This window comes from Limnohabitans sp. (assembly GCF_030158565.1).
Lineage (GTDB): Bacteria > Pseudomonadota > Gammaproteobacteria > Burkholderiales > Burkholderiaceae_C > Limnohabitans_A.
This window is the reverse complement of the sequence record NZ_JAOASQ010000053.1, coordinates 16558-39186: the sequence shown is the minus strand read 5'-3', so window position 1 is coordinate 39186 and position 22629 is coordinate 16558. Positions and strand designations below refer to the sequence as shown.

The window sequence follows — 22629 nt, the reverse complement described above, 5'->3', positions numbered from 1 at the left end:
GTGGGCCTGGTGGTGGCGCTGGCCGACAAGCTCGAAACCCTGGTCGGCATGTTCGGCATCGGCAATGTGCCCACCGGCGACAAGGACCCTTTCGCTTTGCGTCGCCACGCGCTGGGCGTGATCCGCATGCTGATCGAAAAAGACGTCGCCCTGGGCCTGCCCGAATTGCTGGCCCTGTCTGCGCCGGTGTTTGGCGACAAGATCACGGGCAGCGCAGACGCCTTGATCGATTTCATCTACGACCGCCTGGCCGGCAGCCTGCGTGAGCAAGGCTTCAGCGCGCAAGAGGTGGATGCCGTCATGGCTTTGCGTCCCGCCCGTCTGGGTCAGGTCAGCCAGTTCCTGTCGGCCGTGCGCGCCTTCGCCGCCTTGCCCGAAAGCCCGGCTCTGGCCGCCGCCAACAAGCGCATCGGCAACATCTTGAAAAAGGCCGGTGAGGTGGATGCCCACGTCAACCCCGCGCTGCTGCAGGAAGAGGCCGAGAAGAACCTGCACGCCGTGATGCAAAAGCTGTTGCCCGAATCCGAAGCGCAGTTCAAGGCCGGTGACTACACTGCGAGCCTGCAAACCCTGGCCGCCTTGCGCGCGCCGGTGGACGCCTTCTTTGACGATGTGATGGTCAACGCCGAAGAGATGGACCTGCGCCTGAACCGCCAGGGCCTGCTCAAGAGCCTGCATGTGGCGATGAACCGCGTGGCCGACTTGTCGCGCCTGGCGGCCTGAAGCGCTCACAGCCATGAACACCCACTTGAAACTCGTCATCCTGGACCGCGATGGCACCATCAACCGGGCCAGTGACGAGTTCGTCAAGTCGCCCGACGAGTGGCATCCGCTGCCCGGTTCGCTGGAGGCGATCAGCCGACTCAACCATGCCGGGTTTCATGTGGTGCTCGCGACCAACCAGTCGGGTCTGGGCCGTGGTCTGTTTGACATGGCCGCGCTCAATGCGGTGCACAGCCACATGGTCAAGATGGTGGCCGCTGCCGGTGGCCGCATCGATGCGATTTTTTATTGCCCCCATGCGCCCGATGAAGGCTGCACCTGCCGCAAGCCCGCGCCGGGTTTGTTGCACCAGATCCAGGAGCGCTACGGCATCGACCTGCATGGCGTGCCCTATGTGGGCGACAGCCTGCGCGACATGCAGGCCGCGCACGCCGCAGGCTGCGCGCCGCACCTGGTGCTGACCGGTCGGCACCCCGACGTGCAGGGCCAAGCCCTGCCCGCGACCTTCCCGGCGCAAACGCAGGTGCACGCCAACCTGTCGGCGTTTGTTGATCACCTTTTGGGTGAAACCTCTTTGTCCTCGAACTGAGCCCACACCCCATGAACTTCATCCGCGCCGTGCTCCACATGCTCTGGATGGCCATCACGGTCATCCCCTGGGCGCTGTTTGTGGTGGTGGTTTCCTACTTCATCAGCAGCACCCGTCTGTACTGGATCTGCGCGGCTTGGCTGCGCCTGTCGGTCAATGCGGGCACGGTGATTTTGGGCATCCAAAACCGCATCCAGGGCATGGAGAACTTGCCCCAGGGCGCGAAAGACCCGGCGGTCTTGCTGGTCAAACACCAGTCGACTTGGGAGACCTTTGTGATGCCCGCGATCATGCCGCACCCGCTGGCCTATGTGTTCAAGAAAGAGCTGCTAAGCGTGCCATTTTTTGGTTGGGCCATGGGCCGTCTGGACATGATCCACATCGACCGCAGCCAGCGTGCACGCGCTTTTGCCAAGGTGGTGCAACAAGGTCGCCGCCTCATGCAAGAAGGCGTGTGGGTCATCATGTTCCCCGAAGGCACGCGCATCCCGCGGGGCCAAAAAGGCGAGTACAAAACCGGGGGCACGCGATTGGCCATTGCCGCTGGTGTGCCCGTGATCCCGATCGCGGTGACCTCGGCTCGTTGCTGGCCAACCAAGGCCTTCATCAAGAAGCCAGGCGTGGTGGACATCTCGATTGGCCAAGCCATTCCCAGCGTGGGCCGCAGTGCCGAAGAGCTGATGCTCGAAGTTGAAAACTGGATCGAAGCCGAAATGCACCGCCTCGATCCCGAGGCCTACCCGGCCAAACCCTGAGCCGGAGCTGGGCGAAGCATGCGCGCGCCTTTGCAGTTTGTGCTGGATTTTTTCACCGGCGGTGACCCTGTGGTGCCCACTGCCCCGGCCGTGGCTCCGGCCGTGGCGCCAGTACTGCCGTCTTCTGAGCCGCCGCCAGCATCGCCCCCCACGGGCGCGCCCCCGCTGCGCGTTTTGCCCACGCCTGAGACCACGGGCTTTACCCACCCCAACGCCAACCGCCATGCGGTTTTGCATGGCATGACGGTGTCGTTCTTGTTCGAGCGCTCACGCCGGCGCAGCATCGGTTTTCTGGTGGGGGCCGAAGGGCTGGTGGTGCGTGCGCCCAGCTGGGTCACCTTGCGTGAGGTGGATGCCGCCGTGCAGGAAAAAGGCGCCTGGATCGTGGCCAAGTTGCAGCAATTCAAGCAGCGCCAGACCGAACAGTTTCAGCAAGCCATCGAGTGGACGCATGGTGCGCACGTGCCCTTTTTGGGCGGCACGGTGCAGCTGTGTGTCCTCGAGCGCGGCACGCCGCTGCACGAGGGCTCACCCGATGTGCAGCGTTTGCCCGTCAGCGTGCCGCCGGGTGCTTCCACCACACAGGTGCGCGAGGTGGCCGAAGCCTGGCTCAAGAAGCAGGCCCGCAACTTGTTTGAGCAGCGTCTGCAGCACTTTGCGCCCTTGCTGGGCGTGCGCTGGAGCAAGCTCAGCCTGTCGAGTGCCAACACCCGCTGGGGCAGTGCGCGCAGCGATGGGCACATTCGGCTGAACTGGCGGCTGATCCATTTGCCGGTCAGCCAGATCGACTATGTGGTGGTGCACGAGTTGGCGCACCTGCGCGAGATGAACCACAGCCCCCGCTTTTGGGAGACGGTGGGCGAGGTCATGCCCGATTACGCGCAGCGCCGCAAAGCCCTCAAGCAAGCGCCCATGGGCCTGGCTCAGGACTGAGTGCGGCTGAAGCGGTAGATGCCGTCGGCGCCCAGCTCGCGCCGCAATTGCCCGCCCAGCCACAGCATGTGCAGGTGGGCCACCGACTCGCCCATGGCAAAGGTGGTCTGGTGCACGTTCAGGGGCCGCTTGAACAGCACGGGCAGCGCTTCATGCGCCGACAGGGCTTGAGCGGTGCACGCTTGCAGCAGCTCGCTCAGGCGCTCGTCGTGGTGTGCCCGCAGCTGCGCAATGCGCCGTGCTGCGCCTTTGAAGGGGCGCCCGTGTGAGGGCAGCACCAGGGTGCTGTCCGGCAGGTTTTGCATTTTGGTCAGCGAGTCCAGGAACAGCTGCAAGGCATTGCCCTGAGGCTCCTGCGCATACACGCTCACATTGGTCGAGATCGAGGGCAGCAGCATGTCGCCGCTGATCAGGATCTGGCTTTGCGCGTTGTACAAGGCCATGTGTTCGGGCGAATGACCGAAGCCGCTGATGCAGCGCCAGTGTTGCCCGCCAATGCTGACCGTGTCATCGGCCATCAGGCGCACATAAGCCTGAGGCACTTGCGGCACCATGCTGGGGTAGTAGCCCACACGGGCCTTGATTTGCAAAAGGTCTTCCGTTTTGTTCCAGCCATGCACGGCATAAAAACGCATGGTCGGCTCGCCGCCGAAGTTGGACACGCCCGACTGGGCCATCACGGCCGACTGGTATTCGCCGGTGCTCATCCACAAAGGGGCTTGCCAGCGCTCACACAGCCAATGCGCCAGGCCCATGTGGTCGGGGTGCATGTGGGTGACCAGCACGCGCAGGATGGGCAGGCCTTGCAGGTGTTCTTTTTCGATTTTCAGCCAGGCTTCGCGCGTCGCCTCGTTGTCGATGCCGCAGTCCACCACGGTCCAGCCTTCTTGCGTCACGCCGGTCTGGGTGGGGTGGGGCAGCTGGTCACGCAACAGCCACAGGTTGATGTGGTCCAGCGCAAAAGGCAGGCCCATGCGCAGCCACAGCACACCGGGGGCGACTTCCATCACGCTGCCTGGCGCCGGGAGTTGGTCGGCGTGGGGGTAGTCCAGAGGAGTGGCTTGTGCGGAATTGGACATGCGGGCAGTCGTTTGGGTTAGCATTCGCTCAATTGACGTTACGTAACGTCAAGCATCAAAAGCATTCTAGGGGGGGGGCCGTCAAGGGCCTGTCCCCAGTGCGCAAAGACGGAGTACCCCATGGCCAGCACCTACACGATCAGCGACCTTGCGCAGGAATTTGACCTGACCACCCGCGCCATCCGTTTTTACGAAGACATGGGGCTGCTGGAGCCCGAGCGCTCGGGGCCCGGTGGGCGCAACCGGGTGTATTCGGCCCGTGACCGCACCCGCCTGAAGCTGACATTGCGCGCCAAGCGCCTGGGCCTGTCGCTGACCGAGGCCAAAGACCTGATCGACATGTACGACAGCCCGCGCGACACGGTGCCGCAGCTGAAAAAGTTTTTGGTGGTGCTGGCCGAGCACCGCCAGCAGCTCGAATCGCAGCTGGCTGATCTGGAGGCCACGCTGGACGAGGTCAAAACCCACGAAAAAGAAACCAAAACCCTGCTGACCAAGGCCTCCAAAGCCACCTCAGGCGGGTAAAACCCTGATTGACGTTTACGTAAACGTCAATTAGAGTGATGGCTTCTTCTTTCTTGCAGACATCCGCCGTGACCACCCCCACCCCAGCCCATGAACGTGTTGCCCGCAGCCTGGCCCGCCAGGGCATGATGCAGCACTTGGGCGTGCGCTTGCTGTCGGTGAGCGAAGGCCAGGTTGAGTTGGCGCTGCCCTATGGCGACAAGACCACACAGCAGCAAGGCGGTTTTCACGGCGGTGCCATCGGCGCCCTGGCCGACATCGCAGGCGGTTATGCCGCCCTGACCGTGGTGCCCGAGGGCATGGAAGTCGTCACCGTCGAATACAAGATCAATTTCCTCAGCAGCTACCAAGGCGGCGAGATCCGCGCCACCGGCAAGGTGGTCAAGGCCGGTCGCCGTGTGGTGGTAACCACCGCCGAGGTGGTGCACATCGACGCCAACGGCAAAAGCTCGCCTTGCGCGGTGATGCAACAAACCCTGGCCCCAGTGCCGCGAACTTATTGACGCGCCTTGCGCGCGTTTGTCCAAGACCTTCGGAGAACCTGATGAACAATTTGCCCGGCCTGAATTTCCAACTCGGTGAAGACATCGACGCCCTGCGCGACGCGGTGCGTGACTTTGCCCAAGCCGAGATCGCCCCCCGCGCGGCCGAGATCGACAAGAACGACCAGTTCCCGATGGACCTGTGGCGCAAGATGGGCGACCTGGGCGTGCTGGGCATCACCGTGGGCGAGGAATACGGCGGCGCCAACATGGGCTATCTGGCGCACATGATCGCCATGGAAGAAATCTCCCGTGCCAGCGCCTCTGTGGGCCTGAGTTATGGCGCGCACTCCAACCTGTGCGTCAACCAGATCAAGCGCAACGGCAACGAAGCCCAGCGCGCCAAATACCTGCCCAAGCTGATCAGCGGCGAGCACGTCGGTGCGTTGGCCATGTCCGAGCCCGGTGCGGGTTCGGACGTGCTGAGCATGAAGCTCAAGGCCGAAGACAAAGGCGGTTACTACCTGCTCAACGGCTACAAGATGTGGATCACCAACGGCCCGGATGCCGACACCCTGGTGGTCTATGCCAAGAGCGAGCCCGAGCTGGGCGCGCGCGGCGTCACGGCCTTTTTGATCGAAAAGGGCATGAAGGGTTTCAGCATCGCGCAAAAGCTCGACAAGCTGGGCATGCGCGGCAGCCACACGGGCGAGCTGGTGTTCGAGAACGTGGAAGTGCCCGCCGAGAACATTCTGGGTGGCCTGAACAATGGCGCCAAGGTGCTGATGAGTGGCCTGGATTACGAACGCGCGGTGCTGACTGGCGGCCCGCTGGGCATCATGCAGGCCGTCATGGACAACGTGATCCCCTACATCCACGACCGCAAGCAGTTCGGCCAGAGCATCGGCGAGTTCCAGCTGATCCAGGGCAAGGTGGCCGACATGTACACCGTGCTGCAGGCCGGGCGCAGTTTTGCCTACACCGTGGCCAAGAACCTCGACTTGCTGGGCACCGAGCATGTGCGCCAAGTGCGCAAGGACTGCGCCAGCGTCATTTTGTGGACCGCTGAAAAAGCCACCTGGATGGCCGGTGAGGGCGTGCAGATCTTCGGCGGCAACGGCTATATCAACGAATACCCGCTGGGCCGTTTGTGGCGCGATGCCAAGCTGTACGAAATCGGTGCGGGCACCTCGGAGATTCGCCGCATGCTGATCGGCCGCGAACTGTTCTCCGAAACCTGCTGAGGTTTTTGTTGCACTGCGACAATTGACGCATGAGCACCTCACTACAACACCTTTTTGAGAACAACCGGACCTGGGCGCAAAGCATGGTCCGGCAGGACCCCGCGTATTTCTCGCGTCTGGCCAGCCAGCAAAACCCCAAGTATTTGTGGATCGGCTGTTCCGACAGCCGCGTGCCCGCCAACCAGATCACCGGCCTCGACCCGGGCGAGGTCTTCGTGCACCGCAACGTGGCCAATCTGGTGGTGCACTCTGACCTGAATGCCTTGTCGGTCATCCAGTACGCGGTCGATGCGCTCAAGGTCGAACACATCATGGTGGTGGGCCACTACGGCTGCGGCGGTGTGTTGGCTGCCGCACGGGGCATGCGCGTGGGGCTGGCCGACAATTGGCTGCGCCATGTGCAGGACGTGCATTTGCGCCATCGCCAGCGCCTGAACCATCTCGCGCAAGCCGAACTCGAAACCGCCCTGTGCGAGATGAACGTCATTGAGCAAGTGGGCAACGTCGCGCTCTCCAACGTCATGCAAGACGCCTGGAGCCGCGGCCAAAAGGTCACCGTGCACGGCTGGATTTATGGCCTGGACAACGGCCTGGTCAAAGACCTCGGCGTGAGCATGAGCCACGCCGGTGAAGTGGTCGATGTGTTCCGCAACGCTTTCAAACGCTACCCCCGTGGTGGCATGCTTCCGGCCGCGTGACCCTGTGGGGTGGCGTGGCGATTTTTTACTGATTGGAGAAAACCATGTCCGACCCCATCGTCATCGTCAGCGCTGCCCGCACCCCCATGGGCAGCTTTCAAAGTGATTTCGCCAGCCTGTCTGCGCACGACCTGGGTGGCGCTGCCATCAAGGCCGCTGTGGAGCGCGCCGGCATCAGCCCTGAGCTGGTCACCGAAGTGCTGTTTGGCAACTGCCTGATGGCTGGCCAAGGCCAAGCGCCCGCACGCCAAGCGGCTTTCAAGGGCGGCTTGCCCAAGAGCGCTGGTGCCGTGACCTTGTCCAAAATGTGCGGCTCGGGCATGCGTGCGGCCATGTTCGCGCACGACATGTTGGTCGCAGGCACGCACGACGTGCTGGTGGCCGGTGGCATGGAGAGCATGACCAACGCGCCTTACCTCATGCTCAAGGGCCGCAGCGGCTACCGCATGGGCCACGACCGCATTTTTGACCACATGATGCTCGACGGCCTGGAAGACGCTTACGAGCCCGGCCGCAGCATGGGCACCTTTGGCGAAGATTGCGCCGCCAAATACAGCTTCACCCGCGCCGAGCAAGACCACTTTGCCACCACCAGCGTGCAGCGCGCCAAGGCCGCCACCGAGTCGGGTGCCTTCGCCACCGAGATCACGCCCGTCACAGTCAAAGACCGCAGCGGCGAACGCGTGGTGTCCATCGACGAAGGTCCCGGCAAAGTCAAGCTCGACAAGATCACCAGCTTGAAGCCTGCCTTCAAGAAAGACGGCACCATCACCGCCGCCAGCAGCTCGTCCATCAACGACGGCGCGGCCGCGATGGTGTTGATGCGCGAGAGCACCGCCGCCAAATTGGGTTGCAAACCGCTGGCCCGCATCGTCAGCCATGCCACACACGCCCAAGAACCTGAATGGTTCGCCACCGCCCCGGTGGGTGCGACGCAAAAAGCCCTGACCAAAGCCGGCTGGAAAGTCGAAGACGTGGACCTGTGGGAAGTCAACGAAGCCTTTGCCGTGGTGCCCATGGCGCTCATGAAAGAGCTGAACGTGCCGCACGACAAGGTCAACGTCAACGGCGGCGCTTGCGCGTTGGGTCACCCCATTGGCGCGTCCGGTGCCCGCATCATGGTCACACTGATCCACGCGCTCAAGGCCCGTGGCCTCAAAAAAGGCCTGGCCACGCTGTGCATCGGCGGCGGCGAAGGCACAGCGGTGGCGCTGGAGTTGGTGTAATGCATCCCTTGTAGGAGCGACGCCCTCGTCGCGATGGGCGTCAGCCCGGCACAACACATCGCCGCGAGGGCGCGGCTCCTACAAAAGCAAAACCATGACCACCGTCCTCCTCATCGGCGCCTCGCGAGGCATCGGCTTTGAACTGGCACGCCAGTACCTGGCCGAGGGCTGGCGCGTGATCGCCACTGCCCGTTCTGACGAAGGCCTGGCCCGACTCAAGGCGCTGGGCGCAGAAACACTGCGCCTGGACGTGGCCAACCCCGCTAGCAACACCGGCTTGGCCTGGCAGCTCGACGGGGAGAAAATCGAGCTGGCCATTTACGTGGCCGGTGCCATGGACCGCGCCGGTGCCAACACGCCCCCCACCCGTGACAGCTTCGACGCGGTCATGCACACCAACGTGATGGGCGCGATGCAGGTCATTCCGCAGATCGTGCCCATGGTGCAAGAAACGCATGGCGTGATCGCCTGCATCAGCTCCATCATGGGCAGCCTGCAAGAGACCACCAGCGGCAACGCGGCGCTCTACCGCGTGAGCAAAGCCGCCCTCAACATGGTGGTGCGCTGCACCCAGGCTGAGCAAACCGACATCACCGTGCTGGCCATCCACCCAGGCTGGGTGCAGACCGAGATGGGCGGTGAACAAGCGCCCCTCACACCCGAGCAAAGCGCCGCCAGCCTGCGCCAGACATTGAGCTCAGTATTTGAACAACGCGACCCGAAACACCGGGGCGCATTTTTGAACCACGACGGCCAGCCCCTGCCGTGGTGAACCGATAAAGAAAGACCGACATGCTGCTGACCCCCGACCAGGAAATGATCCGTGACGCCGTGCGCGACTTTGCCCAGCGCGAGCTGTGGCCCCATGCCGCCGAGTGGGACAAAAAACACCACTTCCCCAAAGACGTGCACAAGGGCTTGGCCGAGTTGGGCGCCTATGGCATCTGCGTGCCCGAAGAACTGGGCGGCGCGGGCCTGGACTATCTGACGCTGGCGCTGGTGCTCGAAGAGATCGCAGCCGGTGACGGCGGCACCAGCACCGTGATCAGCGTGACCAACTGCCCGGTGAACGCCATCTTGATGAAGTTTGGCAACGCGCAGCAAAAGAAGCAGTGGCTCGAACCTCTGGCGCGTGGCGACATGCTGGGCGCGTTTTGCCTGACCGAGCCCCATGTGGGCAGCGATGCTTCTTCTTTGCGCACGACGGCGGTGAAAGACGGCGACGGCTACGTCATCAACGGCGTCAAGCAGTTCATCACCAGTGGCAAGAATGGTGATGTGGCCATTGTCATCGCCGTCACCGACAAGGGCGCGGGCAAGAAAGGCATGAGCGCCTTTTTGGTGCCCACCACCGCACCCGGCTATGTGGTGGCGCGCCTCGAAGACAAGCTCGGCCAACACAGCAGTGACACCGCACAGATCAACTTTGACAACTGCCGCATACCGGCTGAAAACCTGATTGGCAAAGAAGGCGAAGGCTATGGCATCGCCTTGGGCGGTCTGGAAGGCGGTCGCATCGGCATCGCAGCGCAAAGCCTGGGCATGGCCCGCAGCGCACTCGATGTGGCGATTGACTACGCCAAACAGCGTGAGAGTTTTGGCACGGCCATCTTCAACCACCAGGCGGTGGGCTTCCGTCTGGCCGAGTGCGCCACGCAACTCGAGGCGGCGCGCCAGCTGATCTGGCACGCGGCCAGCCTGCGCGACGCAGGACGCCCCTGCCTCAAAGAAGCCGCCATGGCCAAACTGTTTGCCAGCGAAATGGCCGAGAAGGTGTGCTCTGCCGCCATCCAGACCCTGGGCGGCTACGGCTATGTGAGCGACTTCCCGGTCGAGCGCATCTACCGCGACGTGCGGGTGTGCCAGATCTACGAAGGCACCAGCGACGTGCAGAAGATCATCATCCAGCGCGCTTTGTAAATGCCCAAGAAACTGGATGGCCGCGCTTCGCTCGCCATGACGAAGCATTGAACCATTGACTTTCAAAAGAGGAGCCCCGCATGCCCATCACCAAAGGATTTCAGGCGCTGGTTGACGAAGCCATGTCACAGGTCATGACCTACAGCGTGGAGCAAGTCCGTGCGCGCCTGACCGATGCGAACGTGCAGATCGTCGACATCCGCGACCCGCGCGAGCTCGAGCGCGAAGGCACCGTGCCCGGCGCCTTGCTGGCGCCACGCGGCATGCTCGAATTCTGGGTGGACCCGGCTTCGCCTTACTTCAAGCCCGTGTTCGCCGACGAGGGCAAAGAGTTCATCTTGTTTTGCGGCGCAGGCTGGCGCAGCGCCCTGGCCACCAAAACCCTGAAAGACATGGGCATGACCAATGTGGCGCACATCGACGGCGGTTACGCCGCCTGGAAAAAAGCCCACGCGCCCATGGTCACGCTGGAGCAGCACAAAGCCGAAAGCGCTGCGCGCAAAAGCCATTGAGCGCGACACCTTGCCCCTGCGGCCGTACCACCCAAAAAGGCCAAGCACTGAGCTTGGATGCCTGCTGCGGCCTGTACCACGCAGGACAGCCAGCGCCCGATGCCGAAAGCCTCATGCGCTCGCGCTACGCCGCCTTTGTGCGCGGCAATGTGCCTTACCTGTTGACCACTTGGCACAGCAGCCAGCGCCCTGCCGAGCTGACGCTCGAAGCCGGGGCCAAGTGGCTGGGGCTGGAGATCAAACAGCACCGCATGACGGGCACGGACAGCGCCGAGGTTGAATTCGTCGCCCGCTTTCGCGTGGGTGGCAGGGCGGTTCGCCAGCACGAGCGCAGCCGCTTTGTGCGCGAAGAGGGCCGCTGGTTTTATGTGGACGGCGACGTGCTCTGAGCGGGCACTTCGTACAGCTCCAGCGGCAGCCCGTCGGGGTCGGCAAAAAACACAAAGCGTTGGCCGGTGTATTCGTCGGTGCGGATGGCCTCGATCGCGATGCCTTGCGCGTGCAGATGTGACTTCCACGCTTGTACATCCGTCACTGCAAACGCCAGATGCCGCAGACCCTGTGCTTCGGGGTAACTGGGCCGAGCAGGTGCGCCCTTGAAAGAGAACAACTCGACTTGTCCCCCATCGGGCAAGGCCAAATCCAGCTTCCATGAATCTCGCGCTGCACGGAAGTTTTCTGCCAGCACTCTCAGGCCCAACACCTCGGTGTAAAAACGTTTGGACCGTGCGTAGTCCGAGCAGATGATGGCGGCGTGGTGGATGCGAAGCAGGGGCGTCATGGGCAGGCAGCAAAGTCAGCCCCGTAGTTTGCCTTGAAGCGCAGCCCTTATGATCCCCGCATGACATTTGAAGCCATTTTGTTTGACTGCGACGGCGTGCTGGTGGACAGCGAAGCCATCACCTGCGGTGTGCTGCGCGACATGTTCGAGGAGCAGGGCTGGCGCATGACGCTGGCCGAGTGCATGCAGCGTTTTGTGGGTCACACGGTCAAAAGCCAGCGCGTGACCATCGAGGCCCACACAGGCCGGCCGCTCACCGACGCCTGGCTGCAGCAGTTTTTCGAGCGCCGCAATGTGCGCTTGCAAGAAAGCATCACCGCCATCGAAGGCGTGCACGAGGCTGTGGCGCATCTGCACGACCATTGCCAGGGCCGCATCGCGGTGGCTTCTGGTGCTGACCGCTTCAAGGTCGAGATGATGCTCAAGCAAGTGGGTTTGCACAGCTTTTTTGAAGGCCGCATTTTCAGCGGTCATGAGATGCCGCGCAGCAAGCCGCACCCCGATGTGTACCTGGCCGCTGCTGCGCATTTGCAGGTCGACCCTGCGCGCTGTTTGGTGGTGGAAGACACCACGGTGGGCATCACGGCGGGTGTGGCCGCTGGCGCCACGGTGTGGGCCTATGCCGCACCCCCTGCGGCGCACGAGCCGCTGCTGCAGGCTGGGGCCGCGCGCGTGTTCACTGGCATGCACGCTTTGCGGCTGGCATGAAGGTCTGACACCGACTCAACAAAGCGCAAGTGGCAGGCAGGGCCCACAAGCCCTGTGACCTGAATACTCAGTTGGCCGAACCCAAGGCCAAGCCCGCGTGTTCGCGCAGGGGATGGAAGTGGATCTTGGGAAAGCGCTCTTGCGCCAGGCGCACGTCGTAGGGGCTGGTGCACAAATACGCCAGCGTGCCTGCCGCATCCAGCGACATGCGCTGCGGGTAGGCGTTGGTGAACTCGCGCAGCTCGGCCGGGGTGTCGGCGGTGATCCAGCGGGCACCGGTGTACTGGCAGCCTTCCAGGCGCACGTCGCAGTCGTATTCAGCCTTCAGGCGGTGCTGCACCACTTCAAACTGCAGCTGACCGACCGCACCCAGCAGCATGGGGCCGCCGATTTCGGGTTTGAAGACCTGGATCGCGCCTTCTTCGCCCAATTGGTCGAGGCCGGTTTGCAGTTGCTTGGTGCGCAGCGGGTTCTTCAGGATCACGGTCATGAAGAGTTCGGGCGCAAAGAAGGGCAGGCCGGTGAATTGCAGGTTGGCGCCGTCGGTGATGGTGTCGCCCAACTGCACGCCACCGTGGGTGGTGAAGCCAATGATGTCGCCCGCAAAGGCCTCTTCCACAGCTTCGCGACGTTGGCTCATGAAGGTCACCACGCTGGTGGGCCGCAGCTCTTTGCCGGTGCGTTGCACCTTGAGCTTCATGCCGGGGGTGTATTTGCCCGAGGCCATGCGCACAAAGGCGATGCGGTCGCGGTGGTTGGCGTCCATATTGGCTTGCACCTTGAACACCACGCCAGAGAAGGCGCTGTCTTCGGGTTGGATTTCTTTGACCACCGGCTGCTTGTTCACGATTAAATTGCTGGTGCGGGGCTTGGGCGCGGGGGCCAGGTCGACCAGGGCGTCGAGCACTTCCATCACACCGAAGTTGTTCACACCGGAGCCGAAGAACACGGGCGTTTGCTTTCCTGCCAAGAAGGCGGCTTCGTCAAACGCAGGCGATGCACCGGTGGCCAGCTCCATGCTGTCCATGGCGGCTTGCCAGTCCGCGCCAAAGCGTTCAGCCAGGCTTTGACTGCCATGGGCACTTGCCATCCCGGACCCCGAGGTCGTCAACCCGGACTCCGAGGTTGTCATCCCGGACGCCGATCCGGGATCCATGGATACCGGGTCAAGCCCGGTATGACCAGACAAAGGGATGGTTTCAAAGTCCTGTGGACGGCGTTCGCTGCCCGACTCGAACACCGTCATGGCCTGCGTGCGCAGGTTGATGATGCCGCCAAACGATTTGCCTTGGCCTACAGGCCAGGTCATGGGCACGCAGGGCATGCCCAGCTCGCGCTCGACTTCGTCGAGAATGTCGAGCGGGTCGCGCACTTCGCGGTCCATCTTGTTGACGAAGGTGATGATGGGCGTGTCGCGTTGACGGCAGACCTCGATCAGGCGGCGGGTTTGTGCTTCCACACCGTTGGCCGCGTCAATGACCATGAGCGCCGAGTCCACGGCAGTCAGCACGCGGTAGGTGTCTTCCGAGAAGTCTTTGTGGCCGGGGGTGTCGAGCAGGTTGATGACGTGCTCGCGGTAGAGCATTTGCATCACGGACGAAGCCACCGAGATGCCACGCTGCTTTTCAATTTCCATCCAGTCCGACGTGGCGTGGCGCGAAGCCTTGCGGGCCTTGACCGAACCGGCGATCTGGATCGCGCCCGAAAACAGCAAGAGCTTTTCGGTCAGCGTGGTTTTACCCGCGTCGGGGTGGGAAATGATGGCAAAAGTCCGGCGGCGCCGGGTCTCGTTGGCGTAGGTCACAAAGCGTCCTGAAATTCATGCGGGCGGCAAAACGCACGCGAGGTTGCCAAGCGTTGCAATGCTTGGCAAAACCCCTGATTTTACGGGCTGAGCACCACATCGGGATCATTCTTCGTATAATCGAAAGCTTCCGAGGAGCGTTGCAGCGTCCCCTGGCTTTGAACAAAGTCGGCAGCGGGGCGTGAGGCTCGGAACCTTCATACAGCAACGACGCTCATCCACTCGACGTGTGGTGAGCCTGTTTTTCCCATTCAGTGCTTTTCCTGCGCGTGTGGTTCATTCACATTGCTTGGAGCTTTTCTCATGAATGCACGTATTCCTACCGCCATCAACGCTGACTGCGTGATCGCCGACATCGGCCTGGCCGATTGGGGCCGCAAAGAAATCAAAATCGCCGAGACCGAAATGCCCGGCCTGATGGCCATCCGCGAAGAGTTCAACAAGGCCCAGCCCTTGAAGGGCGCACGCATTACCGGTTCGCTGCACATGACCATTCAAACGGCCGTGCTGATCGAGACCCTGCAAGCCTTGGGCGCTGACGTGCGCTGGGCCTCATGCAACATTTTCTCGACCCAAGACCACGCCGCCGCCGCGATTGCCGCAGCCGGCACCCCCGTGTTCGCGATCAAAGGCGAAACCCTGGCCGACTACTGGGATTACACCCACCGCATTTTTGACTTCGGCGCAGCGGGCACGCCCGGCGAAGGCCCCAACATGATCCTGGACGACGGCGGCGATGCCACGCTGTTGATGCACCTGGGCAAGCGCGCCGAAACCGACGCTTCCTTGATTGCCAACCCCACCAGCGAAGAAGAGACTTGCCTGTTCAACGCCATCAAAGCCAAGCTGGCCGTGGACCCGACCTGGTACAGCCGCAAGGGTGCGCACATCATCGGCGTGACCGAAGAGACCACCACTGGCGTGCTGCGCCTGAACGAGATGGCCGCCAAGGGCAGCTTGATGTTCCGCGCCATCAACGTGAACGACTCGGTGACCAAGAGCAAGTTTGACAACCTGTATGGCTGCCGCGAATCTTTGGTCGATTCGATCAAGCGCGCGACTGACGTGATGATTGCTGGCAAAGTGGCTTGCGTGGCCGGTTACGGCGACGTGGGCAAGGGCTCGGCCCAAGCCCTGCGCGCTTTGAGCGCCCAAGTCTGGGTGACCGAGATCGACCCGATCAACGCCCTGCAAGCCGCGATGGAAGGCTACAAAGTCGTGACCATGGAATACGCTGCTGACAAGTGCGACATCTTCGTGTCGGCCACCGGCAACAAGAACGTGATCCGCTACGAGCACATGGCCGCCATGAAAGACGAAGCCATCGTTTGCAACATCGGTCACTTCGACAACGAAATCGACGTCGCTTCGTTGGAAAAGTGCCAGTGGGACGAGATCAAGCCCCAGGTCGACCACGTCATCTTCCCCGATGGCAAGAAGATCACCCTGCTGGCCAAAGGCCGCCTGGTGAACCTGGGTTGCGCCACCGGCCACCCCAGCTTTGTGATGTCCTCCTCGTTTGCCAACCAGACCATCGCCCAGATCGAGCTGTTCACCAAGCAAGACCAGTACGAGTCCGGCAAGGTTTACGTGCTGCCCAAGCACCTCGATGAAAAAGTGGCCCGCCTGCACCTGAAGAAAGTCGGCGCCATGCTGACCGAGTTGAGCGACGAGCAGGCCGCCTACATCGGCGTGTCCAAGAACGGTCCTTACAAGGCCAATACCTACCGTTACTGAAATTCACCGCATGCGCATTGATCAACTTCTTGTCGAACGCGGCCTGGCCGCTTCCCGTTCCCAGGCCCAGCGCCTGATCGCCGGGGGCGTGCAGTGGCAGCTGCCCGACGGGAGTTGGCGTGCGGTGGTGAAAAACCGCGACGAAGTGCCCGAGAGCGCTGCTTTGCAGCTGCTCGACGACGCCGAGTCGCGTTATGTCTCGCGGGGTGGCTTGAAGCTCGAAGGGGCCTTGAAGGCCACGGGCGTGCAGGTGGACGGCTTGCGTTGTTTGGACGTGGGCCAGAGCACCGGCGGTTTCACCGACTGCTTGCTGCAGCATGGCGCAGCTGAGGTGGTTGGCATCGATGTGGGCCATGCCCAGGTGCACCCGCGCATTCGCGAAGACGAGCGGGTGATTTGCATCGAGGGCGTCAACGCCCGTGAACTGGAGCCCGGTGACGAGCGCATCCCGGACGCACTGGAAGGCTTTGACCTGATGGTGGGCGATGTGTCTTTCATCTCACTCACGCTGGTGTTGCCCGGTGTGGTGCATTTGCTCAAGCCCACGGGACAGTTGCTGATGCTGGTGAAACCCCAGTTTGAATTGCAGCCTGGCCAGGTGGGCAAGGGCGGCATCGTCAAAGACGACACGCATTTCCCCTTCATCGAAAACCGTGTGCGCACGGCCTTGACCGAGCTGGGCATGCAGGTGACGGCATGGCTGGCCAGCCCAATTGAGGGCGGTGACGGTAACCGCGAATTTTTTGTGCAGGCCTGCTGGCCTGACCCCGCTGCGGTGTTGCCCGCACGCGAGGCCACACGCGTGGCCCACGAGGCCGATCTTGCCGCCAAGGCTTATGCCAAGGCCAACGACTATTGAATTTTTGAAGGTGTTGTGATGTCTGGTTTGAAGCTGCCCATCAGTCTGGAATTTTTTCCACCCAAAACGCCAGAAGGTGCTGAGAAGCTCCGAGGCGTGCGTCAAGCGCTGTATGGCTTGAAGCCCGAGTTTTGCTCGGTGACCTATGGCGCTGGGGGCTCCACACAAGAGGGCACCTTTTCCACCGTGAGCGCCATCCTGAACGAGGGCGTTGCAGCCGCTTCGCACTTCTCGTGCATTGGCGCCACCAAGGCTTCGGTGCGCGAAGAGCTGGCCACGCTCAAAGCCATGGGCGTCAAACGCCTGGTGGCCTTGCGCGGCGACTTGCCCAGCGGTTATGGCGCAGGGGGCGAGTTCCACTATGCCAGCGATCTGGTGGCCTTCATTCGGGCTGAGACCGGTGACGACTTCCACATCGAAGTGGCGGCCTACCCCGAAATCCACCCGCAGGCCAAATCGCCCGAAGCCGATTTGCAGGCCTTTGCCACCAAGGTCAAGGCCGGTGCCAACTCGGCCATTACGCAATACTTCTACAACAGCGATGCGTATTTCCGCTTTGTGGACGACGCCTACAAACTGGGGGTCGATGTGCCCATCGTGCCGGGCATCATGCCCATCACCAGCTCCTCGCAATTGCTGCGATTTTCGGACGCCTGTGGTGCCGAAATTCCGCGTTGGATCCGCTTGCGCTTGCAAGGCTATGGCGATGACATCGATTCGATCAAAGCCTTTGGTCTGGAAGTGGTGTCGGACCTGTGCGAACAGCTCATCAACGGTGGCGTGCCCGCGATCCACTTCTACACCATGAACCAAAGCGCCGCCACATTGAGCGTTTTGTCGGCGCTGAAAAGCCGTTGAAAATTTTTGCTTTAGCCTTGGCGTTGTGGTGCGGCGCCGCGGTCGCAGCCGTGCCCGAGCCGTCTGCTGAGGCGGCAATGCCGCAGGCCTCAGAGCCCGAGGATGCCCGCGTCAGCGAAGCCTTGGCGCATGACACGTCTGCCACCTTGCTCCAGCATGGATGGGCCACTTGGTACGGTGGCAAGCGTTGGCACGGGCGGCGCACGGCCAGTGGAGAGCGTTTCGATCGCCAGGCCTTGACCGCAGCACACAAGACCCTGCCCTTGGGCAGCCGTGTTCGCGTGGTCAACCTGAGCAACGGGCGAGAGGTGACTGTTCGCATCAATGATCGCGGCCCCTTCACCCCCAAATTCATCATTGACTTGAGCGAAGCCGCCGCAGTACGCTTGGGTATGCGCCATGCCGGACGAGCGCAGGTGGCCTTGCACCGCAGTGCGGCATTGCACAAACAAGCGCGATGAATGCACGTTGTTGATTTGTCGCAAACTGCATGCAGATCGGGCGGCAAGTCGGTTCTGGATTTGACGCAGCGCAAGACCGCATACACCCCATGGGCGTCCAATGACTTTGAGGCGAAAAGCTTCTTCGTTAAAGGAAAAAACCATGAAAAAACAATTGATCGTTATCGCCGCTTTGGCCGCATTGGGCATGGGCGTGGTTCAAGCGCAAGAAACACCTTGGCTGGTGCGTGCACGTGCCGTGAACCTGGACATGACCAACAAAGACAGCACAGGCTTGGGCCTGACGGTGGACAACAAGACCATCCCTGAAGTGGATGTGAGCTATTTCTTCACGCCGAACATTGCAGCCGAGTTGATCTTGACCGTGCCTCAGAAGCAGACCGTGTCCAGCAATGGCACATCAATCGGCACGTTCAAACACCTGCCACCAACATTGTTGATGCAGTACCACTTCACAGGTTTGAATGGCTACAAGCCTTATGTGGGCGCCGGTATCAACTACACCGACATCAGCAAAGTTAACCTGCTTGGCGGTGTCGCCACTTTGGACAAAGACAGTTGGGGTGGCGCCTTGCAAGTGGGCGTGGACATCCCGCTCGACAAGAACTGGTCGATCAACTTCGATGTCAAAAAAGTCTATATCCGCACCCATGTTTACGCGGGTGGTGTGAATGCAGGGACGTTGAAGCTCGACCCCCTGCTCGTGGGCGCAGGCGTGGGCTACCGCTTCTGATCGGGTTCACCCCTGAAGCAAAACGCCCTGCATTGCAGGGCGTTTTTCATGGGCGACCGAATACAAATCAGCGTTCGTCGAAGCTCACCACCACGCGGTCGCTGGTGGGGCGAGCCTGGCACGACAGCACGAAGCCTTGATCGACTTCGGGCTTTTCTAGGGTGAAGTTCTTGTCCATTTCAGTGGAGCCTTCCATCACCTTGCAGCGGCAGGTGCAGCACACGCCGCCTTTGCAGGAGTAAGGCAAATCCAGACCGAGTGCCAGCGCGATGTCCAGAATCTTCTCGTTCTTGTTCATTGGCATGTCGTAGGGCTTGCCGTCCAGCACCACGGTGAGCTGCACTTCGCCGCCGTCGCGCGTGGCTTTGTGGCCCAGCACGGCCTTGGCTTTTTGTTCGGGGCTCAGCGCTTCGAGCGTGGGCGAGGTGAAGCGTTCGGTGCGGATGCGGTCGGCCTTGACGCCGGCATCGAGCAAGGTCTTCTCGGTCTCTTCGATCATGGCCTCAGGCCCACAGATGAAAACCTCGTCCATGCTGCCCACGGGCAAAAATGCGTCGATGATGGCGCGCACTTTGTCCGCGTTGATCCGGCCCTCTAGCAAAGGCACTTCTTGCGATTGGCGCGAGAGGATGTGGATCAGCGTGAGGCGAGAAGGGTAGCGGTCCTTCAGGTCTTGCAGGGCCTCGTTGAACATCACGCTGTCCATGCGGCGGTTGCCGTAGACCAGGGTGAATTTGGACTCGGGCTGCTCTTCGAGCGTGGTCGCCAAAATGGACAGGATGGGCGTGATGCCTGAACCTGCGGCAAAGCCCACGCGGTGGATGGCGCGCTGCTTTTGCACGGTGAAGCGGCCGTCTGGCGGCATCACGCGCAGGGTGTCGCCTGCTTTCAATTCGGTGGCTGCCCAGTTGGAGAACACGCCGCCTTCGACGGGGCGGATGCCCAGTTCGAGTTCGCCTTGCTGCAACTGGCTGCGGGCCGAGCTGATGGAGTAGCTGCGGCGCACGTCGGCGCCATCGATGCTGGCGCGCAGGGTCAGGAACTGACCCGGTGCAAAGTCAAAGGCTTTGCGCAGATCGGTGGGCACGGCCAGCGTGATGGCCACGGCGCCAGCGGCTTCGGGCGTGACTCGGGCGACGGTGAGGTCATGAAAACGCAAGGCGGTCATGGCGGGCTTTCTTGAGAAGCTTCAGTAAGGTTTGAAGTAGTCGAACGGTTCCATGCAGTCGAGGCACCGGTACAGGGCCTTGCAGGCGGTGGAGCCGAAATGGGAGGTTTCGGTGGTGTTGGCCGAGCCGCATTGCGGGCAGTTGACGACCTCGGCTTTGGCGCCGCGTGCCGCGAACTGCACCACGTTGGCCGAGCCGGATTTTTCGCTGGCGCAGGCGTGGGGCGGTGCGATGCCGTAGGCACGCAACTTCTCGCGTGCCGCTTCGGTCATCCAATCGGTCGTCCAAGCGGGGGCCAGTTGGGTGACGACCCGGCCATGCAAGCCGCTTGAGGCCAATGCCGCCTTCACATCGTCTTCGATCTGGCCCATCGCGGGGCAACCGCTGTAGGTCGGGGTGATGACCACTTCCAGCCCATCGGAGCCTTCCCGCACGTCACGCAAAATGCCGAGCTCTCGCAGAGAGACCACCGGAATTTCCGGGTCACTCAGGTGTTCGAGCAGGCCCCAAGCGCGCTGTTCAAGTGCCGTCATCGCGAGCGGAGAATTCTCTGTCATCGCGAGCGAAGCGCGGCGATCCAGTCCCTGTTCAAGCGCGCTGGTGCTGATGGTCGGTTCGGTCATGTGGGCGGAGCGGCTTTACCAGGTGGCTTGTGGGTGTGCGCGGGCCAGACTTTGCATTTCGGCCAAGACAAAACCCAGGTGCTCGGAGTGCAGACCTTGTTTGCCAGTGGGCACAAAGCCGCCTGTGGCTGGGCGCTTGAGCGTGGCTTCTTGCACCGCCGTGTCAACGATTTGGTTCCAGTCGGCTTGCAGCGCAGCCATGTCGATGCCGGTGCCATTGGCCTGGGCTGCCGCTTCTTGCGGGCTGGGGCTCCAGAACTCCTGGCAATACGGCAGCAGCTGGTCGAGCGCGGCTTGCGCTTTGGCATGCGATTCATCGGTGCCATCGCCCATGCGCACCAGCCAGTCACGCGAGTGGCGCAAGTGGTAACGCACTTCCTTGAGTGACTTGGCGGCGATCGCTGCCAGCTGCGTGTCTTTGGACGTTTGCAATTGGTCCCACACCAGCACCATCAGGCTGCTGTAGAGGAAGTTGCGCACGATGGTCATCGCAAAGTCGCGGTCGCCTGCCGAGGTGGCGGCCATCAAAGGCATGTGCGGCAATTCACACAGTGTGTAGTTTTTGAAGTCAGGCACATCGCGGAAGTAGGCCAGCGTGTCTTCGGTGGCGCCGCCGCCATGCAGCTCGGCCGCGCGTTGGTACAACATGCGGGCCTGACCGATCAAGTCCAAGCTGTTGTTGGACAGCGCGATGTCTTCCTCCAGGATAGGGGCGTGGCCACACCATTCGGCATTGCGCTGACCTAGGATCAGCGCGTTGTCTGCAAGGTGCAGCAGGTAATCAACAGGGGCGTTCATGGTGGCGCTCACATGTGTCCCACTTCTTCTGGGATTTCATAGAAAGTCGGGTGGCGGTACACCTTGTCGCTGGCCGGATCAAAGAACTCGGGCTTGTCATTGGGCTCGCTCGCCGAGATGCTGGCCGAGGGCACGACCCAGATGCTCACACCTTCTTGGCGGCGGGTGTACACATCGCGCGCCATTTGCAGGGCGTGTTCCGAATCGGATGCGTGCAAGCTGCCGCAATGCTTGTGCTCCAGGCCTTGCTTGGAGCGGACAAAAACCTCCCACAGTGGCCATTCTTTCAGTGCAGGTGTGGCGCTCATGCGGCCTCCTTCATTTGACGTTGCTGTTGTTTCTTGGCGTGGGCCAGAGCCGCTTCGCGCACCCAAGCGCCATCGTTCCAGGCCTTGACGCGGGCGCCTAAGCGCTCCTTGTTGCAAGGGCCGTTGCCGTTCACGGTGGCCCAAAACTCGTCCCAGTCGATTTGGCCGTAGTCGTGCGCCTGGCGCGCTTCGTTCCACTTCAGGTCAGGGTCGGGCAAGGTCACGCCCAAGACCTTGGCTTGCGGCACGGTGGCGTCTACAAACTTCTGGCGCAGGTCGTCGTTGCTGATGCGCTTGATGCCCCAGCGCATGCCTTGCGCGCTGTTGGGGCTGTCGGCGTCGGGCGGCCCGAACATGGCCAGGCACTTCCACCACCAGCGGTTGACCGCGTCCTGCACCATGGCCTTTTGCTCGGCGGTGCCTTGCATCATCACCAGCAGGGCTTCGTAGCCCTGGCGCTGGTGGAAGCTTTCTTCTTTGCACACCCGCACCATGGCGCGGGCATAAGGGCCATAAGAGCAGCGGCACAGCGGGATCTGGTTCATGATGGCCGCACCATCGACCAGCCAGCCGACCACGCCCACATCGGCCCAATTGAGCGTGGGGTAGTTGAAGATGGAGCTGTACTTGGCTTTGCCGGTGTGCAGAGCGTCGAGCATCTGGTCGCGGCTGGTGCCCAGGGTTTCGGCGGCGCTGTACAGGTACAGGCCGTGGCCGCCTTCGTCTTGCACCTTGGCGATCAGGATGGCCTTGCGCTTCAAGCTGGGGGCGCGGCTGATCCAGTTGCCTTCGGGCAGCATGCCCACGATTTCGCTGTGGGCGTGCTGGCTGATCTGGCGTACCAGGGTCTTGCGGTAGGCCTCGGGCATCCACTCGCGGGGCTCGATGCGGCCATCGGCATCAATGCGGGCATCGAACTGAGCCTGCAGGGCCTGTTCGCTGGCGCTGGCTTGTTTGGGCACGGCCTTCAGGCCGGCTGACTTCGCGTCATCCTGGTCGGATACGCTGAAAGATTGCGTGTACATGGGCTTCTCCTGCGCCTGACAGGATGGAATGATCGTGGCGCAGAAGCGAGTATAGCAATTAACCGACCGATCGGTCGGT

27 protein-coding genes and 1 riboswitch are annotated in these 22629 nt (G+C 62.1%); of the genes, 19 read left to right on the top strand and 8 right to left on the bottom strand.

The window, feature by feature from the left end:
* The 4 genes from Q1W40_RS11570 to Q1W40_RS11555 all read left to right on the top strand — a co-directional run.
* Positions 1–723 (top strand): glycine--tRNA ligase subunit beta (locus Q1W40_RS11570; protein ID WP_300712053.1); only part of this gene is annotated, 723 nt, incomplete at its 5' end.
* Between the two features lie 13 nt (positions 724–736).
* On the top strand, positions 737–1312 hold the full coding sequence (gene gmhB / locus Q1W40_RS11565; protein WP_300712050.1) for a D-glycero-beta-D-manno-heptose 1,7-bisphosphate 7-phosphatase: 576 nt from the start codon (positions 737–739) through the stop codon (positions 1310–1312).
* 11 nt (positions 1313–1323) lie between these two features.
* Positions 1324–2067: a lysophospholipid acyltransferase family protein gene (locus Q1W40_RS11560; protein ID WP_300712048.1), complete on the top strand. Its 744-nt coding sequence runs from the start codon at positions 1324–1326 to the stop codon at positions 2065–2067.
* A gap of 18 nt (positions 2068–2085) precedes the next feature.
* A complete protein-coding gene (locus Q1W40_RS11555) occupies positions 2086–3000 on the top strand; it encodes a SprT family zinc-dependent metalloprotease (protein WP_300712046.1) in 915 nt (304 codons plus the stop codon).
* Here the strand turns inward: Q1W40_RS11555 and Q1W40_RS11550 are convergent.
* Positions 2991–4079, bottom strand: coding sequence for an MBL fold metallo-hydrolase (locus tag Q1W40_RS11550; RefSeq protein ID WP_300712044.1), 1089 nt, complete (start codon positions 4077–4079; stop codon positions 2991–2993). The genes Q1W40_RS11555 and Q1W40_RS11550 overlap by 10 nt on opposite strands.
* A gap of 120 nt (positions 4080–4199) precedes the next feature.
* Here Q1W40_RS11550 and Q1W40_RS11545 point away from each other — a divergent pair, with 120 nt between their 5' ends.
* The 9 genes from Q1W40_RS11545 (at position 4200) to Q1W40_RS11505 (ending at position 11075) form a co-directional block, all read left to right on the top strand.
* Positions 4200–4604, top strand: a complete 405-nt coding sequence (locus tag Q1W40_RS11545) for a MerR family DNA-binding transcriptional regulator (protein ID WP_300712042.1) — start codon at positions 4200–4202, stop codon at positions 4602–4604.
* A gap of 68 nt (positions 4605–4672) precedes the next feature.
* Positions 4673–5107 carry a PaaI family thioesterase gene (locus tag Q1W40_RS11540; protein ID WP_300712040.1) on the top strand — a complete coding sequence of 145 codons (435 nt, stop codon included), beginning with the start codon at positions 4673–4675 and terminating at the stop codon, positions 5105–5107.
* A gap of 41 nt (positions 5108–5148) precedes the next feature.
* Positions 5149–6330 (top strand): isovaleryl-CoA dehydrogenase, encoded by a 1182-nt coding sequence (locus tag Q1W40_RS11535; protein WP_300712038.1) that lies wholly within the window; start codon positions 5149–5151, stop codon positions 6328–6330.
* 29 nt (positions 6331–6359) lie between these two features.
* Positions 6360–7028: a carbonate dehydratase gene (gene can, locus Q1W40_RS11530; protein WP_300712036.1), complete on the top strand. Its 669-nt coding sequence runs from the start codon at positions 6360–6362 to the stop codon at positions 7026–7028.
* A gap of 44 nt (positions 7029–7072) precedes the next feature.
* The gene (locus Q1W40_RS11525; RefSeq protein WP_300712034.1) at positions 7073–8254 is read left to right on the top strand and encodes an acetyl-CoA C-acyltransferase; all 1182 of its coding nucleotides are present in this window, start codon (positions 7073–7075) and stop codon (positions 8252–8254) included.
* Positions 8255–8348: 94 nt separating this feature from the next.
* Positions 8349–9026 carry an SDR family oxidoreductase gene (locus Q1W40_RS11520; protein ID WP_300712032.1) on the top strand — a complete coding sequence of 226 codons (678 nt, stop codon included), beginning with the start codon at positions 8349–8351 and terminating at the stop codon, positions 9024–9026.
* A 20-nt stretch (positions 9027–9046) separates the two neighbouring features.
* A complete protein-coding gene (locus tag Q1W40_RS11515) occupies positions 9047–10174 on the top strand; it encodes an acyl-CoA dehydrogenase family protein (RefSeq protein ID WP_300712030.1) in 1128 nt (375 codons plus the stop codon).
* A gap of 80 nt (positions 10175–10254) precedes the next feature.
* Positions 10255–10686 (top strand): rhodanese-like domain-containing protein, encoded by a 432-nt coding sequence (locus tag Q1W40_RS11510; RefSeq protein ID WP_300712028.1) that lies wholly within the window; start codon positions 10255–10257, stop codon positions 10684–10686.
* Positions 10683–11075, top strand: coding sequence for a YchJ family metal-binding protein (locus tag Q1W40_RS11505; RefSeq protein WP_300712026.1), 393 nt, complete (start codon positions 10683–10685; stop codon positions 11073–11075). Before Q1W40_RS11510 ends, Q1W40_RS11505 begins: the two co-directional genes overlap by 4 nt.
* Here the strand turns inward: Q1W40_RS11505 and Q1W40_RS11500 are convergent.
* Complete coding sequence (locus tag Q1W40_RS11500; protein WP_300712024.1) at positions 11051–11467, bottom strand: VOC family protein; 417 nt, start codon at positions 11465–11467, stop codon at positions 11051–11053. The genes Q1W40_RS11505 and Q1W40_RS11500 overlap by 25 nt on opposite strands.
* A gap of 60 nt (positions 11468–11527) precedes the next feature.
* Between Q1W40_RS11500 and Q1W40_RS11495 the strand changes: the two genes are divergently transcribed.
* Positions 11528–12175: an HAD family phosphatase gene (locus Q1W40_RS11495; RefSeq protein WP_300712021.1), complete on the top strand. Its 648-nt coding sequence runs from the start codon at positions 11528–11530 to the stop codon at positions 12173–12175.
* Positions 12176–12242: 67 nt separating this feature from the next.
* Here the strand turns inward: Q1W40_RS11495 and Q1W40_RS11490 are convergent, their stop codons facing one another.
* Positions 12243–13979: a peptide chain release factor 3 gene (locus tag Q1W40_RS11490; protein ID WP_300712019.1), complete on the bottom strand. Its 1737-nt coding sequence runs from the start codon at positions 13977–13979 to the stop codon at positions 12243–12245.
* Positions 13980–14105: 126 nt separating this feature from the next.
* Positions 14106–14202, top strand: a riboswitch (S-adenosyl-L-homocysteine riboswitch).
* Positions 14203–14282: 80 nt separating this feature from the next.
* On the opposite strand from Q1W40_RS11490, the gene ahcY reads away from it, so the two are divergent.
* From ahcY to Q1W40_RS11465, 5 genes are all read left to right on the top strand, one after another.
* Entirely contained in the window at positions 14283–15716 is a 1434-nt protein-coding gene (ahcY, locus tag Q1W40_RS11485) for an adenosylhomocysteinase (protein WP_300712016.1), read from the top strand.
* Between the two features lie 10 nt (positions 15717–15726).
* Positions 15727–16575, top strand: a complete 849-nt coding sequence (locus tag Q1W40_RS11480) for a TlyA family RNA methyltransferase (RefSeq protein ID WP_300712014.1) — start codon at positions 15727–15729, stop codon at positions 16573–16575.
* 18 nt (positions 16576–16593) lie between these two features.
* Positions 16594–17433: a methylenetetrahydrofolate reductase [NAD(P)H] gene (metF, locus tag Q1W40_RS11475; RefSeq protein ID WP_300712012.1), complete on the top strand. Its 840-nt coding sequence runs from the start codon at positions 16594–16596 to the stop codon at positions 17431–17433.
* Complete coding sequence (locus tag Q1W40_RS11470; RefSeq protein WP_315171527.1) at positions 17430–17894, top strand: septal ring lytic transglycosylase RlpA family protein; 465 nt, start codon at positions 17430–17432, stop codon at positions 17892–17894. The genes metF and Q1W40_RS11470 overlap by 4 nt, the downstream gene beginning before the upstream one ends.
* A 142-nt stretch (positions 17895–18036) precedes the next feature.
* Entirely contained in the window at positions 18037–18627 is a 591-nt protein-coding gene (locus Q1W40_RS11465) for an OmpW family outer membrane protein (protein ID WP_300712010.1), read from the top strand.
* A 67-nt stretch (positions 18628–18694) separates the two neighbouring features.
* On the opposite strand, the gene paaE is transcribed toward Q1W40_RS11465, so the two are convergent.
* The 5 genes from paaE to paaA all read right to left on the bottom strand — a co-directional run bounded on the left by paaE (position 18695) and on the right by paaA (position 22550).
* Positions 18695–19795 (bottom strand): 1,2-phenylacetyl-CoA epoxidase subunit PaaE, encoded by a 1101-nt coding sequence (gene paaE, locus Q1W40_RS11460; RefSeq protein WP_300712008.1) that lies wholly within the window; start codon positions 19793–19795, stop codon positions 18695–18697.
* A 21-nt stretch (positions 19796–19816) separates the two neighbouring features.
* On the bottom strand, positions 19817–20329 hold the full coding sequence (gene paaD / locus Q1W40_RS11455; protein WP_300712005.1) for a 1,2-phenylacetyl-CoA epoxidase subunit PaaD: 513 nt from the start codon (positions 20327–20329) through the stop codon (positions 19817–19819).
* 105 nt (positions 20330–20434) lie between these two features.
* Positions 20435–21217 (bottom strand): 1,2-phenylacetyl-CoA epoxidase subunit PaaC, encoded by a 783-nt coding sequence (gene paaC / locus Q1W40_RS11450; RefSeq protein ID WP_300712003.1) that lies wholly within the window; start codon positions 21215–21217, stop codon positions 20435–20437.
* Positions 21218–21225: 8 nt separating this feature from the next.
* Positions 21226–21525: a 1,2-phenylacetyl-CoA epoxidase subunit PaaB gene (gene paaB / locus Q1W40_RS11445; RefSeq protein ID WP_108324556.1), complete on the bottom strand. Its 300-nt coding sequence runs from the start codon at positions 21523–21525 to the stop codon at positions 21226–21228.
* The gene (gene paaA / locus Q1W40_RS11440) at positions 21522–22550 is read right to left on the bottom strand and encodes a 1,2-phenylacetyl-CoA epoxidase subunit PaaA (RefSeq protein ID WP_300711998.1); all 1029 of its coding nucleotides are present in this window, start codon (positions 22548–22550) and stop codon (positions 21522–21524) included. Before paaA ends, paaB begins: the two co-directional genes overlap by 4 nt.
* Positions 22551–22629: the final 79 nt, after the last annotated feature.